Raw genomic sequence first — 13,680 nt, 5'->3', positions numbered from 1 at the left:
AGACCATTATACTTCATCGATTCCCCCGCTATCATCCATCCTCTTGCTGTTGGCATTCTTCGCCCTTGCGCATCACTCCCTATGAAAGCAAACATGACACGTCCCCTGCGTCTAGTCGCCGTCTCCGGCGGGCTGCAACGTCCTTCCAAGGCGGCAGCCCTGGCAGAGCACCTGATGGACCTGATCGCCGATGAAGTGCTGTGCGAACAGCGCCTGGTCGAACTGGGCCAGCTGGCACCGCAGCTCGCGGGCGCGACCTGGCGCTCCCACCTGCCCGAGACGGTGGAGCGGGAACTTGCGGCGGTCGAGCAAGCCGACATCCTGGTGGTGGCAACACCGGTCTTTCGCGGCGCCTACACGGGACTGTTCAAGCACTTCTTCGACTTCATTCATCAGGACGCCCTGATCGACAAGCCCGTTTTGCTGGCGGCCACCGGCGGCAGCGAGCGCCATGCCCTGATGATCGACCACCAGTTGCGGCCGCTGTTCAGCTTTTTCCAGGCGCGCACCTTGCCGCTGGGCGTCTACGCGACCGACCAGGATTTCCTCGACTACCGTCTGCAGAGCGAAGCCCTGATCCAGCGGGCGACACTGGCGGTGCAACGGGCATTGCCCTTGATCGGCCTGACGCGCCATGCGCAATCGGCCACCGCTGAAGAGCTGGTCGCGGCCTGATACGCATCCCCACGGTCACCAGGCAATCAACACATTCATCTTTTCGCAGCAAACAGGACACCAGATCACCATGAGCCAAGATTTTGTATTCAGCATCAAGAGCATTGTTTTCGATGAAAACTATCACCCATCGGACAATACACGCCTGACAACCAACTTTGCCAATCTGGCCAGGGGAGAGCGTCGCCAGGAGAACTTGCGCAACACCCTGAAAATGATAGCCAATCGCTTCAACAACCTGGCCCATTGGGACAACCCGAAGGCAGACCGCTACTCAGTTGAGCTTGAAATCATTTCCGTAGAATTAAATATTGCTGTCGCAGGGGCAACATCCCATTGATCGAGATATTGAAGCCGAATATCCTGGATAAAAAAACCGGAGAGCGCATCGACGGCATTGCCGGCAATAACTTCTCCTCTTACGTGCGCGATTACGACTTCAGCGTGCTGCTGGCAGAGCACAACAATAATAAATCTGCATTCAGTGCACCCGATGATTTTGGCGACTTTCATGGCAAGCTGTTCAAACACTTTGTCAATTCACATACTTACAAAGCGCACTTCAGCAAGGCGCCGGTGATCTGCCTCAGCGCCTCGAGCAGCAAGATCTATCAGCGCACTGAAAACCAGCATCCCATCCTGGGCGTCGAGTATCAACAAAATGAGTTCTCCTCGACGGATGCATATTTCGAGAAAATGGGGATGCAGGTGCGCTATTTCATGCCGCCAAACAGTGCGGCACCGCTGGCATTTTATTTTATCGGCGACCTGCTGGGCGACTACACCAATCTTGAGCTGATCGGCACCATCAGCACGATGGAAACGTTCCAAAAGATCTACCGGCCCGAAATTTACAATGCCAATTCCGCAGCGGGGAAATGCTATCAGCCCAGCCTGAAGAATCAGGATTATTCATTGACGCAAATTGTCTATGACCGGGAAGAGCGCAGCCAGCTGGCTGTCAAGCAGGGCAAATATACGGAAGAGCACTTCATCAAGCCCTATAAGCATATTCTTGAACAATGGACTGCCGCCACGCTGTCTGCTTAATCACAATATACGAAATTACCATCATGAAAAAATTATTGCCTACATCCACTGCCGGCAGCTTGCCCAAACCTTCCTGGCTGGCGCAGCCTGAAAAACTCTGGTCGCCGTGGAAATTACAGGACGAGGAATTGTTTGAGGGCAAACAAGATGCTTTACGTTTGTCACTGCAGGAACAGCAGCAGGCTGGCATCGATATCGTCAGCGATGGCGAGCAGACCCGCCAGCATTTCGTCACCACGTTTATCGAGCATCTGAGCGGCGTTGATTTTGACAAGCGCGAGACCGTCAGAATTCGTGACCGCTACGATGCGAGCGTGCCGACCGTCGTGGGCGCGGTGAGCCGCACCAAGCCGGTGTTTGTCGACGACGCCAGGTTTTTGCGTCAGCAAACCACGCAGCCCATCAAATGGGCCTTGCCGGGTCCCATGACGATGATCGATACGCTGTATGACAGCCACTATAAAAGCCGCGAAAAACTGGCCTGGGAATTCGCCAAGATCCTCAATCAGGAAGCCAGGGAACTGGAGGCGGCCGGCGTCGACATCATCCAGTTTGACGAACCCGCATTCAATGTGTTCTTTGATGAAGTCAATGATTGGGGGATTGCCACGCTGGAAAGGGCAATCGAGGGCCTCAAATGCGAAACGGCCGTGCATATTTGCTATGGCTACGGCATCAAGGCCAATACCGACTGGAAAAATACGCTGGGCTCCGAGTGGCGCCAATATGAAGAATCGTTCCCCAAGCTGCAGCAATCGAATATCGACATCATCTCGCTGGAATGCCACAACTCGCGTGTGCCGATCGACCTGATTGAACTCATTCGAGGCAAGAAGGTGATGGTCGGCGCCATCGACGTGGCAAGCAATACCATTGAAACGCCGCAGGAAGTGGCCGACACCCTGCGCAAGGCACTGCGCTTTGTCGATGCCGACAAGCTCTATCCGAGCACCAACTGTGGCATGGCGCCCTTGTCGCGTCAGGTAGCAAGAGGCAAATTGCATGCGCTTAGTGCAGGTGCGGAAATCATCCGCAGAGAAATCTCTTAACAGGCTGGGGAAATACCGAAACCCCGCCTGCGCCTAAGCCAACCGCACCAGCATCCCCCGCAAGCGCTCCGCCATCCGTGCCCGCAAGGCTGCGTTCAGCAGCGGCGCCACTTGCGCAAAAGCGTCCGCGATGCGCACCAGCAAGGCATCGAGATACTCCTCTGCCTGCTGGCGCGTGGCGAAGCCGAAACGGGTGTGATCGCGCAGCATGGCGTCGCGCGTGATGTCGCGGCGCCCGGCGCTCACTTGCATGACCAGCGTTTGCGGGTCGTCTTCCGTATCCGGCACGACATCGAACGCGGGCGAGAGGCGCCAGCGCTGTTCATCCAGGTCAAACAGCACGGCGTGGTTGCGCGGATGGTCGTCGTTGTTGCCGACGACGCCGTTGAAGACCATGCGGCCGAACAGCTCGATGGCGTCTTCCGGTGGCGCGCCGATGCGCCGGAGCTCCTCGGCCAGGCGGGGATAGCTGGCGCCATCGCTGTCGGCCGCGTCCACCGGCGGATATTGCACTTGCAGCAGCGAAGCGGCACTGACCGTCATGACGCGTTGCGCGCCGCGCCGGTCGTAACGCAGGATGCGCACCACGCTGCGTTCGGCCGTCAATGCATGGTGGCGCGTGTCGGCGAAACGCAGGCCGGCCGCCTTGCCCCATTGCATCGTTGCATGTTCCAGTAGTGCCAGGTCGACCGTATCGGTCATCAGTCCCGGTTTCACCAGCCAGTAATCTTCACCGTCCTGCGCCGTGGCCTTCGGCCGTGCGCCGCCCATGCTCGGGGTCGCGAACAGGCGCTTGCGCAAGGGCGCATTGAGTGGCGGCCGGCTGTCCGCAATGGCCAACAGTTCCTGCACCAGCGCGTCAAGCTGATGTAGCCTGGGGCTGGCCAGCTTGGCAATGTTCGGTTTGGGCGTATCGCCCACGGCCAGCGCACCCCAGCGGTCGCCGTTGCCGGACAGGCGCAAGAACTGGATCGCCGTGGCTTTTTCTCCCAGCTGGTGTTCGCGGCGTATCAGCATCTGCCCCCAGGAATCCGGACTTGCGTCGCGCAGCACGTCATGCAGGCCGCCATAGCGGCGCGCCAGGTGTTCCATGCCGGGAATGAAAGGCAGATTGACGGGATCGATGCTCCAGGACAAGCCTGCATCGGCATAGCTGGGCGCGTACAGAAAGCTGCCGATGCCGGTCTGCGCATCGAGCACATAGCGGCCCACCACTACCCACGCGCCGTTGTCGGGCCGCTGCAGATAGACAAACAAGGGACGGCTAGAAGTAGCCATCGTCGTGCTCGTTCAAGGCGGGGCGGCTGCGGATGTTGGGGCTGTCCATTTGCCACAGCGCCACGTCGGGTTCAGGCGCCGTGATGGCGAGGATGCCGAGTACGTGGAAGGCGGCCAGGAACAAGCCCACGTTGACGGATGCTTCGCCCCGTTCCATGCGTTGCAGGGTGGGATGCGAAATGTCGAGGCGGGCACACAGGTCGCGTGCCGTGATGTTTTGCTGCACCCGCTGCTTGCGCACGCACTGGCCCCATATCCTGAGCCGCTCGTTGACGAGCGTCGGCATGGCGTCTTCCGGGCGGGCACGTTTTGTCATGATAAGGAGCTGAACATAATTTTTATATTGTAGTCCTTAATTGAAAGAATATGTTTGTTATTGTTTCATGATATATAAACATAAAATTTAACTTAACCATTATAAATACAATTTTATGTTCATCTATATTTCCCAGTTTCTTGCCGCACGAAAATTTCCGCCATCTATCGCTGGAGTGCGCTAGGCTGTCGCTGTTTGCCGTACAGTTCAGCAACTCCCGTAATACCCATCGCCCCGCCGCTGCTCTTTGCAGCAGCGCCTGCCGGCGCGATGCTGTTTCGCTTTCACCCGTATTGACCTGGCCGATAGGACCGCATGATCTCATTCCGTACCCCCCATTTTTCTCCCCCGCGCCAGCCCTGGCGTGGCTGGCTATTGCCGCTGCTATTGACCCTGCTGCTGGCGTGCTCGCTATCGGCGCCACCGGCCTGGTCGCAGCCCGTCGACGATGCCGCCACAGCCGATCAGCGCCTCGATGGCTTGCGCAAGCAAATTACGACCATCCAGAAGGCGCTCGATGGCGATGCCGATCTCGATGACGCGACTCTGTCGCAGATGCGTGCCGATGCGCTGGCGGCCAGCGCCGAGGCGGACCAGGTGGCCGATGCGCTCGCGCCTACCCTGTCGAGCGTGCAGGCGCGGCTGGCCGAGCTGGGCAAACCGGCGGCGGGCACGAAAGAGGCCCCTGACGTGGCGGCGCAGCGCAGCCAGCTGGACCGCACCAGCAGCGCGCTCGATGCGCAAGTAAAACTGGCGCGCTTGCTGGCTGTGGAAGCGACGCAGGCGTCCGAGCAGGTGTCGACGGCGCGCCGCGCGCAGCTGCAGGCGCGCCTGGGCGAGCGCACGGCATCGATTTTGGCCGGTTCCTTCTGGAAACAGCTGCATGCCGAATTGCCGCAGAATCTGCAACGCCTGCGGGCGCTGGAGCTGGAATTGGCGAATGCGGCACGCGCCACGCCGTGGTCGGCCTGGGGCGGTTTACTGGCCGGTATCGTGGCCGTGATCGGCGCCAGCGTCTGGGTGTCGCGCTATCTGCTGGTGATCACGGCCACGCGCGTGCCGCATGGCCGCTTGCGCCGTTCGCTGCATGCGCTGGCCGTGCTGGTGCTGGCGGCGGCCACGCCGGGCCTGGTGGCCGAATTGCTGGCCATGGGCTTGCGCTGGGAGGGCGGCCTGTCTGAAAAAACTTCGACTTTCCTCAGCAGCTTGATCGGCATCATCTGTTTTGCCGGTTTTACGGCGGGCCTGGGCCACGCGCTGCTGTCGCCCTGGCGCGTGTCGTGGCGCTTGCTTCCCCTGCCCGACGCGCTGGCGCATCGCTTGCGCCATTTTCCATCGACGTTTGCCTTCATCGTGGTGCTCGTATGGGCCACGGAACGCGTCACCATCGTCATCAATGCGGGCCTGTCGACGGCCGTGGCCGTCAATTGCATCGTCGCCCTGGTGATGAGCACGACCCTCGCCTATGGCTTGATGCGCGCCGAGCGCAGCTGGCGCTTGTTGCGCGAGGCCGATCCCGCCACCCTGGTCACGCCGCTGTGGCTGCGTTGCGTCACGGTGCTGCTGTGGCTGGCGCTGGCGTCGAGCGTCATCAGTTTGCTGGTTGGCTATGTGGCCTTCGGCAGTTTTATTGCCAAGCAAATCGCCTGGGTCATCGTGGTGGTGGGCAGCACCTATCTGCTGACGGTGCTGGTTGATGATATCTGCATGCTGCTGGCCTCCACGCCGCCGCCGCCGGACGTCGTCAATCCCGTGCTGGCCACGCCCAAGGCGCGCGACCAGGCGGCCGTGCTGCTGTCGGGCATCGGCCGCGCCATCGTCGTGCTGCTGGCCCTGATGCTGCTGCTGGCGCCGTTCGGTGAAGGTCCGGGCGAGCTGTTCCAGCGCGTGGGCAAGCTGCAGGATGGCCTGGCCATCGGCGAGGTGGCGATCCGCCCTGCCGCGCTGATCCAGGCCCTGCTGGTGCTGGTCGTCGGCTTTGTGGCGCTGGGCCTGTTCAAGCGCTGGCTGCAAAACAGTTATTTGCCGACCACCAATCTCGATACGGGCATGCAAGTGTCGTTCATTACCCTGTTTGGCTACATCGGCGGGGTGCTGGCCGTGGCGCTGGCCCTGTCGGCTGCCGGCATCGGCCTGGAACGCATCGCGTGGGTGGCGTCGGCCTTGTCGGTGGGTATCGGTTTTGGCTTGCAGGCAGTGGTGCAGAACTTCGTTTCCGGCCTGATTTTATTGGCCGAGCGTCCTGTGAAAGTGGGCGACTGGGTCTCGTTGGGCGGCGTGGAGGGCGACATCCGCCGCATCAATGTGCGCGCCACGGAAATTCAGCTGGGCGACCGTTCCACGGTGATCGTGCCGAACTCGGAATTCATCACCAAGACGGTGCGCAACGTCACGCACGCCAATCCGCTGGGCCTGGTGCAAGTCAAGCTGCCGTTGCCGCTGGGCACGGATGCGCAAGCGGCGCGCGCGCTGATCCTGTCCGTCTTTGTCGACAATCCCGACGTGCTTGATACGCCGGCGCCGAATGTGCAGCTCGATGGCATCGACAATGGCCTGTTGCTGTTCAACGCCACCGGCTTTGCCTCGTCGCCGCGCCTGACGTCGGGCATCCGCAGCGCCCTGCTGTTCGAGCTGCTCAAGCGCCTGGACGAGGCGCATATCGCGATTGCCAAGCCCAGCACGATGGTGCTGAGCACACTGCCGGCGCAGCCAGAAATGCCGGCGATCTCGGCAGCGCCACCGGTACCCGCGCCCGTGCCCGTTCCACCCCTGACGTCTTAACGCACCGTCGACCACAGCAGCGCCGCCAGGTACAGGCCGATGCCGAACGCCGTGTGGGCCATCAGGCTGCGCAGGCGGGCGGCGGTCGGATGTGGCGTCTTGCTGGCGGCCAGGCCGGCGCCCATGCCCGGCTGCAAGATGCAGAACGGCGCGGCCACGCTCACCAGGCCCGCCAGCAGCGCCGGTGCAAACGTCGGCCCTTGCACCCACTCCTGTCCCGCCAGCGCCAGCAGCACGGCCGCAAACAGCACGCCGATCACGTAATGGGCGGTCCAGCCCAGGATGGCTTCATCGCGCACGGGCGCCGCCTGGGCGATGTTGGCATGCGTCAAGGTACCGCGCGGCAGGTGGCCCAGCCAGCGTCCCACCATCGCCAAGTTCAGCGAGGGGATGCACCAGAAGCGCTTCAAGGCCACCGCCCACACATCCATCACCGCCGTCGCGCCCACGCCGATCGCCAGCGCATCGAGCCAGAGTATTTGCATCGTTATCATCCTATAACATTCAACTGATTGCTTGAATGTTATAAGGGTGCTAGCATTGTGTCAATGAAAAATGCTGATATCGAATTGCTCACCGGTTCCGCCGGATTTGCCCATATTTTAGGCAGCGCGCCGCGTCTGCACCTGCTTGAGCAGATCGCGCAGGGCGAATTTGCGGTGGAGCAGCTGGTGGCGTTGACGGGCTTGTCCGTGGCGAATACCTCCCAGCATCTGCAGCAGCTGCGGCGCGCCGGCTTCGTGCAGGCGCGGCGCGACGGCAAGCGCGTGCTGTACCGGCTCGGTAGCGGCCCCATCGTGCAGCTGCTGGCCGCGCTGGAGCTGTATGCGCAGCATCAGCGCAGCGAGTTGCAGGCGCTGAGCCGGGGCGACCACGTGGAGGCGATTACGGGCGAGGAGCTGCAGGCGCGCATGCAGGAAGCCAGCATCACCGTGCTCGACGTGCGGCCCGCGCAGGAATTTGCTGCCGGCCACTTGCCCGGCGCCATCAATATTCCCTTTGAAGACTTGCAGCGCCGCCTGGGCGAATTGCCCGCGAACGCAGAAATCGCCGCGTATTGCCGTGGCCCGTATTGCGTGCTGTCCGTGCAAGCCGTGGCGGCCCTGCGCCAGCACGGCTTGCATGCGCGCCGTCTCGGCAGCGGTTACGACGACTGGCAGGCGGCCGGCTTGCCTGTCGTGAAGGCGGCGTGATGGCGATCCCGAACAGCAAGCAGGAACTCGTCGACGCCATCAACACCACGTACGCCAAGCTGACGCAGGAGCTGGCGCGCGTGCCACCGGCCTTGGCGCGCGCACCCGTGCTGGAGGGACAAGTGAAGGGCACGCGCATGAGCGTGTGCGATCTGCTCGCCTATCTGGTGGGGTGGAATGAGCTGGTCTTGCATTGGCACGCGCAGCTGCGCGAGGGTAAACGCATGGAGGACATCGCCTTTCCCACCGAAGGTTTCACGTGGAACGCTCTGGGCGCCCTGGCGCAGCGCTTCTATGCGGACTATGCTGAACTGAGCATGGACGACTTGCTACAGCGCCTGGAGCAGGCGAAAGACCAGCTGCTGGCGCTGATCGAGGCGCATGACGATGCGCAATTGTATGGCCAGCCCTGGTACACGCATTACACGATGGGGCGCATGATCCAGTTCAATACGGCGTCGCCGTATGCGAATGCGCGCACGCGCTTGCGAGCCTGGCTCAAGACCTTGTAGTGGCTCCTGCGCGCTTGCACGATTGCATCAGTACCTTCAGAAACGTTTTCAGGCAGGATAGTGGTTTCACGCGTAAGCAATAAAGGATCGCCATGCTGACCATCGCCCTCGCCCAGATGAATCCCACCGTGGGCGACTTCGACGCCAATGTCGCCGCCATCACTGCACGCATGGCCCGCGCCAGCGAGGATGGCGCCGATCTGCTGGTGTGCCCGGAACTGTCGCTATGCGCGTATTACCCGGGCGACCTGTTCGAGGACGCCGCCTTCCTGCGCGCCATGCAGCAGGCGCTGAATAAGTTGCTGCAAGCGTCCGTGCGCTGGCCGGCGCTGGTCACCGTCATCGGCACCGCGCGGCCCAACCCCGGCGTCGGCAAGCCCCTGTATAACGCCCTGCTGGCCATCCGTGACGGGCAGATCGTCGCCGAATACTACAAGCAGCTGCTGCCCACGTATGGCATCTTCGACGAGGGCCGCCATTTCGAGCCGGGCCCGCCCGGCGCCTGCACCCTCGCTATCGCCGGCTGTAAAGTCGGCTTCATGATTTGCGAGGATGGCTGGAACGACGATGGCCGCGCCTACGCCGTCAACCCTTTCGAGGCCTTGCATGCGGCGCGGCCCGACCTGATCGTCAGCATCAACGCCAGCCCGTCCGACATCGGCAAGCGCGCGCAGCGCCACGCCGTATTTGGCGCCGCCTGCGCACGCGTCAACTTGCCCCTGCTGTTCGTCAACCAGGTGGGCGGCCAGGATCAACTCGTGTTCGATGGCGCCTCGTTCGCCCTCTCGCCCAGCCTGGGCATGCAATTCGAGGCGGCCCGCTTCGTCGAAGATTTTCAATTGCTGCGCTTTGCCGATGGGCATTTCGCGCGGCCCGATGGTCAGCCCTTCCCCGTGCCCGACCCGGATGGCATTCCCGCCGTGGAGTTTGCGCGGCGCCAGATCGTGCTGGGATTGCGCGACTATGCGCGCCGCTGCGGTTTTACGAAAGTCGTCGTCGGCTGCTCGGGCGGCATCGATTCGGCGCTGACCCTGGCCTTGGCCGTCGAGGCGCTCGGCGCCGATAACGTGGCGGCGATCACCATGCCGTCCGTGTTTTCCAGTGCCGGCTCCGTCACCGATTCCGTCGCCCTGTGCGCCAATCTGGGCATCGCGCTGACCACGCATGCTATCCGCGACATCGTGGCGCAGTACGAGGCCGGCTATGCGGGCGCGTTTGACGGCAAGCTGCAGGGGCTGCCGCTGGAAAACCTGCAGGCACGGGTGCGCGGCACGATCCTGATGGAATACTCGAACGCGTTTGGCGCCCTGCTGCTCACCACCGGCAACAAGAGCGAAATCTCGGTGGGCTACTGCACCCTGTACGGCGACACGAATGGGGGATTGGGGCTGATCGGCGACTTGTATAAAACCGAGGTGTTCGCCTTGTCGCGCCATCTCAACGCCTGCGCCGGGCGCGCACTGATCCCCGCCGCCGTGCTCGATAAACCCCCGTCGGCGGAACTGGCGCCGGGCCAGCGCGACACGGACAGCTTGCCGCCCTACCCCGTGCTCGATGACATTTTGAAGTGGCATATCGAGGGACGGCGTTTGCCGGCGCAGGAAAGCGCGCAAGCACTGACCCTGGTCGACCAGCTGCGCGAGACGGACGAGGGTCGAGCCCTGGTGACGCGCATCCTCGGCATGGTCGCCCGCAACGAATATAAACGGCGCCAGGCGGCGCCCATCATCCGCGTGCGTTCGCGCGCCTTTGGCAGCGGGCGCCAATTGCCGATCGCCGCCCACTACCCTACCGGAGACGACGCATGACCCTCGCCTATCCCGCCTATCCCGCCGATGCGGCCATCCTGATCGGCCGCTTCCAGCCTTTTCACAATGGCCATGCCGGCTTGCTGCAAACGGCGTTGACGACCGCTGCCCAGGTGGTGGTGGTGCTCGGTTCCGCCTTCCATGCGCGCAGCCCGAAGAACCCGTTCACGTGGCAGGAACGGGCCGCCATGATCGCCGCGACGTTACCCGAGGCGCAGCGCGCGCGCGTGCATTACGTGGCCGTGCGCGATTACTACGACGATGGCCTGTGGGCCGACGCCGTGCGGCGCGCCGTGGCGGGCGCCTTGCCCGCAGCGCAGCGCGTGACCCTGGTGGCCTGCTTCAAGGACGCCACCAGTTATTACCTGCACCACTTCCCGCACTGGCAGTTACTCAACCTGGAGATCGATGCGGGCGCGCCCATCGGCGCGACGGCGATCCGCAACGTGCTGTTCGAAGCCGAAGACGTGGATGTGTCGCTGAGCGCCGTGGCGCAGCTGCTGCCGGCGGCCATCGGCCAGTATGTCAAAGCGTGGACCTTGCTGCCGTGGTACGCGCCGCTGGTGCAGGAACACCGCGCCATCGAAGCGTACAAGGCGCGCTGGCGCACGGCGCCGTATGCGCCTATCTTTTGCACCGTGGACGCGCTGGTGCAGACGGGCGGCCACGTTTTACTGGTGCGCCGTGGCGGCTATCCGGGCAAGGGTTTGTGGGCCTTGCCCGGCGGCTTCCTGGAGCCGCGCGAACGCCTGCTGCAGGGCGCCCTGCGCGAACTGGCGGAAGAAACCCAGCTGGGCGTGCTGGCGCCCACCCTCGTCGAGGCGCTGGTCGGCGTGGCCGTGTTCGACCACCCGGACCGCAGCCAGCGCGGGCGCACCATCACGCATGCGCATTATTTTGACTTGAAGACGCGCCAGCTGCCGGAAGTGACGGCGGCCGATGATGCGGCGCTGGCCGAGTGGGTGCCCGTGGCCTCGCTGCCAGCCATGGAAGAGCAATTCTTCGAAGACCACTTTCATATCCTGAACCATTTCCTGCAACTGACGCACGAGGGGCGCTGAAGGACCGGGGGAAGCCCGCAGCGCCCTCCGGCGCTCAGGAGGTCACGCGCTCCCAGCCATGCTTGACGGCCGCCTTGAAGTCGTCCCACGCCGACTGCGGATACGTGTGTTCCCAGTTGCTGCGCAGTTCAGGCTCGACCTGCTCCCAGCTTTGCCCCCGGTAGCTGGCGCTGCCCGCCATCGAATGGCCATAGCGGTAGGCGGGATCGTAGTCGTCGAAGCGCGCGCCGGTGGCGACATAGGTGACGCTCCAGTGGCTGCGGTAGTACTGCTCGTCGTCGTCGCTGGTGCCGGGTAGGTTCTCGGCGCCGGGATAGCGGCGCACGTTGGTGCCCGTGCCGGAAGGCGGCGACGACGCCATGTCGCTGGCAAACTGCTGCGACCCTGGCGCCTCGTTCACATTGCCGGCGGACGTGCCTTGCTGCGATGGCGCGCTGGACTGCATGCTGGCGCCCTGGCGCATCGCGCTGTCGTTGTGCGGTGCGCCTTGCCAGCCACCGGCGCGCCAGTGGTCGGCGTGCGCATCGATGTCGAGCGGCGCGTAGCGCTCGACGAGGTCGGTGGCGCGCTGGATATCGGCGTCGCTCGCCCCTTCCAGGGTCAGCACGACATGCCCGCGCCGCACGGCTTCCGCATAGATGTGGCGGTCGGCGTGGCTGCCGAACAGGTCCGTAAAGAAATGCTTGACGCTGTCGAGCAGGCTGTTGCTGTCGTCGCGGCGGATGTTTTCCGTGGCGGACATATCTTCACTGCCCGCATCGTGCAGGCGGATGCTGGCGCCGGGGAAGCCAGCCGTGATCAGGTCGTGCCGGGCGCGCTCGGCCATGTCGCGCAGGGCGAAAACTGCTGCCAATGTATGTGCCATGATGGTCTCCAATCGGTGAACAACGTCCTTCCAGTGTAGGCCGTGTCAAGCGAAAGGGGCGCCCGTTTGCCCCCTGGAAATCGTTGTGTTCAACAAATATTGACGAAGTGAAATCTCAGTCCGGCGTACCGACGAATGCGCGCAAAAAGTCGATAAAGGCGCGCACCTTTTCCGCAATGTGCTGGGTGTTCGGATACACGGCATACACGCCCTGCTGCGGGAACACGACGTCGGGCAGCAGGCGGCGCAAACGTCCCGCGCGCACGTCCGCTTCCACCAGCCACTGCGGCAGCAGGGCCACGCCGCAGCCGCCCAGGGCAAAGCCCAGCAGGGCCGAGGCGGAGTCGGAATGGATGGCGGCGTCGTCCTGCGCGGCGAAGGCGGCGGCGCCGTCCGGCGTCTGCACCTCCCAGCGCAGCGGGGTGCTGAGCCGGCTGTGCGCCAGCCAGCGCGCGCGCTGCAAGTCGGGCAAGGTGGCGATGTCCTTGCCGGGCAGGCTGGCCAGGTAGGCGGGCGAGGCGACGGGCCAGATCGCATATGGCTCGATCAGCGCGGCGCGGTAGCTCGAATCGTTGAGTGAACCCATGCGGATGGCCAGGTCGTAGCGGCCCGAGATCAGGTCTTCATGCGACGACGAAGAAGAATGCTGGATCTGCAGTTGCGGATGGGCGGCGGCAAAGGCGATCAGCGCGGGGATCACCGTGCGGCTGCCGTACTCGACGGTGGTGGTCAGGCGCAGGGTGCCGCGCAAGCCCTGCTGGCCCTGGCGCGCCGTTTCGATGGCGCCGTGCGCTTCGCTCAGCACGCGCTGGCAATCTTCGTAAAAACGCCGTCCCACGTCGGTCAGCGCCAGGCTGCGCGTGCTGCGCGTGAGCAGCGACACGCCCAGCTCCGCCTCCAGCTGTTTCAAATTAAAACTGACGACGGCCTTGCTCTGGCCCAGCACGGCGGCGGCCGCCGTCAGCGAGCCGGCGTCGACGATGGCGATGAAAATACCCAAGCGGTCAAGACTGATCATAAATAAGAATGAGGAGGCATGCGGGTTGTAGATGTTTGTCAAAATTTCTTTGACAGTGTAATCGGGGCTGGCCC

At 63.1% G+C, this 13,680-nt stretch carries 12 protein-coding genes and 1 pseudogene; 8 read left to right on the top strand and 5 right to left on the bottom strand.

The features are described from left to right. The first annotated feature begins 93 nt into the window (after nt 1-93). The 3 genes and pseudogenes from msuE to CNX70_RS01425 all read left to right on the top strand — a co-directional run bounded on the left by msuE (nt 94) and on the right by CNX70_RS01425 (nt 2,774). Nucleotides 94-675 carry an FMN reductase gene (gene msuE, locus CNX70_RS01435; RefSeq protein ID WP_096232885.1) on the top strand — a complete coding sequence of 194 codons (582 nt, stop codon included), beginning with the start codon at nt 94-96 and terminating at the stop codon, nt 673-675. A 70-nt stretch (nt 676-745) separates the two neighbouring features. Continuing rightward, nucleotides 746-1,725, top strand: a pseudogene (locus CNX70_RS01430) (DUF1852 domain-containing protein). 23 nt (nt 1,726-1,748) lie between these two features. After that, nucleotides 1,749-2,774, top strand: coding sequence for a methionine synthase (locus CNX70_RS01425; RefSeq protein WP_096232883.1), 1,026 nt, complete (start codon nt 1,749-1,751; stop codon nt 2,772-2,774). Nucleotides 2,775-2,807: 33 nt separating this feature from the next. Here the strand turns inward: CNX70_RS01425 and CNX70_RS01420 are convergent, their stop codons facing one another. Together CNX70_RS01420 and CNX70_RS01415 are read right to left on the bottom strand one after the other, a co-directional pair. Beyond that, nucleotides 2,808-4,052, bottom strand: coding sequence for a type II toxin-antitoxin system HipA family toxin (locus CNX70_RS01420; RefSeq protein ID WP_096232881.1), 1,245 nt, complete (start codon nt 4,050-4,052; stop codon nt 2,808-2,810). Next, nucleotides 4,039-4,368 carry a helix-turn-helix domain-containing protein gene (locus CNX70_RS01415; RefSeq protein WP_096232878.1) on the bottom strand — a complete coding sequence of 110 codons (330 nt, stop codon included), beginning with the start codon at nt 4,366-4,368 and terminating at the stop codon, nt 4,039-4,041. The genes CNX70_RS01420 and CNX70_RS01415 overlap by 14 nt, the downstream gene beginning before the upstream one ends. Nucleotides 4,369-4,683: 315 nt before the next feature. Between CNX70_RS01415 and CNX70_RS01410 the strand changes: the two genes are divergently transcribed. Continuing rightward, on the top strand, nt 4,684-7,149 hold the full coding sequence (locus CNX70_RS01410) for a DUF3772 domain-containing protein (protein ID WP_167389595.1): 2,466 nt from the start codon (nt 4,684-4,686) through the stop codon (nt 7,147-7,149). On the opposite strand, the gene CNX70_RS01405 is transcribed toward CNX70_RS01410, so the two are convergent. Then, entirely contained in the window at nt 7,146-7,634 is a 489-nt protein-coding gene (locus CNX70_RS01405) for a DUF2938 domain-containing protein (protein WP_096232874.1), read from the bottom strand. The two genes, CNX70_RS01410 and CNX70_RS01405, sit on opposite strands and share 4 nt — an antisense overlap. Nucleotides 7,635-7,697: 63 nt before the next feature. Between CNX70_RS01405 and CNX70_RS01400 the strand changes: the two genes are divergently transcribed. The 4 genes from CNX70_RS01400 (at nt 7,698) to CNX70_RS01385 (ending at nt 11,723) form a co-directional block, all read left to right on the top strand. Beyond that, entirely contained in the window at nt 7,698-8,342 is a 645-nt protein-coding gene (locus CNX70_RS01400; protein ID WP_096232872.1) for an ArsR/SmtB family transcription factor, read from the top strand. After that, nucleotides 8,342-8,854: a ClbS/DfsB family four-helix bundle protein gene (locus tag CNX70_RS01395; protein ID WP_096232870.1), complete on the top strand. Its 513-nt coding sequence runs from the start codon at nt 8,342-8,344 to the stop codon at nt 8,852-8,854. Before CNX70_RS01400 ends, CNX70_RS01395 begins: the two co-directional genes overlap by 1 nt. 92 nt (nt 8,855-8,946) lie before the next feature. Beyond that, complete coding sequence (locus CNX70_RS01390; protein ID WP_096232868.1) at nt 8,947-10,662, top strand: NAD+ synthase; 1,716 nt, start codon at nt 8,947-8,949, stop codon at nt 10,660-10,662. Further along, nucleotides 10,659-11,723: a bifunctional nicotinamide-nucleotide adenylyltransferase/Nudix hydroxylase gene (locus CNX70_RS01385; protein ID WP_096232866.1), complete on the top strand. Its 1,065-nt coding sequence runs from the start codon at nt 10,659-10,661 to the stop codon at nt 11,721-11,723. Before CNX70_RS01390 ends, CNX70_RS01385 begins: the two co-directional genes overlap by 4 nt. 34 nt (nt 11,724-11,757) lie before the next feature. Here CNX70_RS01385 and CNX70_RS01380 read toward each other — a convergent pair whose 3' ends face one another. Together CNX70_RS01380 and CNX70_RS01375 are read right to left on the bottom strand one after the other, a co-directional pair. Next, nucleotides 11,758-12,588, bottom strand: a complete 831-nt coding sequence (locus CNX70_RS01380; protein WP_096232864.1) for a hypothetical protein — start codon at nt 12,586-12,588, stop codon at nt 11,758-11,760. 115 nt (nt 12,589-12,703) lie between these two features. After that, entirely contained in the window at nt 12,704-13,606 is a 903-nt protein-coding gene (locus CNX70_RS01375) for a LysR family transcriptional regulator (RefSeq protein ID WP_096232862.1), read from the bottom strand. Nucleotides 13,607-13,680 lie beyond the last annotated feature (74 nt).

This window comes from Janthinobacterium svalbardense, assembly GCF_002327145.1.
GTDB classification, from domain to species: Bacteria; Pseudomonadota; Gammaproteobacteria; order Burkholderiales; family Burkholderiaceae_D; genus Janthinobacterium; species Janthinobacterium tructae.
The sequence above is the reverse complement of the archived record's forward strand: the minus strand, read 5'-3'. Positions and strand labels throughout refer to the sequence as shown.

Bases quoted from the DNA above. Each gene is read 5' to 3' on its own strand.
- msuE (WP_096232885.1), top strand. From the start codon at position 94: ATGACACGTCCCCTGCGTCTAGTCGCCGTCTCCGGCGGGCTGCAACGT.
- CNX70_RS01425 (WP_096232883.1), top strand. From the start codon at position 1,749: ATGAAAAAATTATTGCCTACATCCACTGCCGGCAGCTTGCCCAAACCT.
- CNX70_RS01420 (WP_096232881.1), bottom strand. From the start codon at position 4,052: ATGGCTACTTCTAGCCGTCCCTTGTTTGTCTATCTGCAGCGGCCCGAC.
- CNX70_RS01415 (WP_096232878.1), bottom strand. From the start codon at position 4,368: ATGACAAAACGTGCCCGCCCGGAAGACGCCATGCCGACGCTCGTCAAC.
- CNX70_RS01410 (WP_167389595.1), top strand. From the start codon at position 4,684: ATGATCTCATTCCGTACCCCCCATTTTTCTCCCCCGCGCCAGCCCTGG.
- CNX70_RS01405 (WP_096232874.1), bottom strand. From the start codon at position 7,634: ATGCAAATACTCTGGCTCGATGCGCTGGCGATCGGCGTGGGCGCGACG.
- CNX70_RS01400 (WP_096232872.1), top strand. From the start codon at position 7,698: ATGAAAAATGCTGATATCGAATTGCTCACCGGTTCCGCCGGATTTGCC.
- CNX70_RS01395 (WP_096232870.1), top strand. From the start codon at position 8,342: ATGGCGATCCCGAACAGCAAGCAGGAACTCGTCGACGCCATCAACACC.
- CNX70_RS01390 (WP_096232868.1), top strand. From the start codon at position 8,947: ATGCTGACCATCGCCCTCGCCCAGATGAATCCCACCGTGGGCGACTTC.
- CNX70_RS01385 (WP_096232866.1), top strand. From the start codon at position 10,659: ATGACCCTCGCCTATCCCGCCTATCCCGCCGATGCGGCCATCCTGATC.
- CNX70_RS01380 (WP_096232864.1), bottom strand. From the start codon at position 12,588: ATGGCACATACATTGGCAGCAGTTTTCGCCCTGCGCGACATGGCCGAG.
- CNX70_RS01375 (WP_096232862.1), bottom strand. From the start codon at position 13,606: ATGATCAGTCTTGACCGCTTGGGTATTTTCATCGCCATCGTCGACGCC.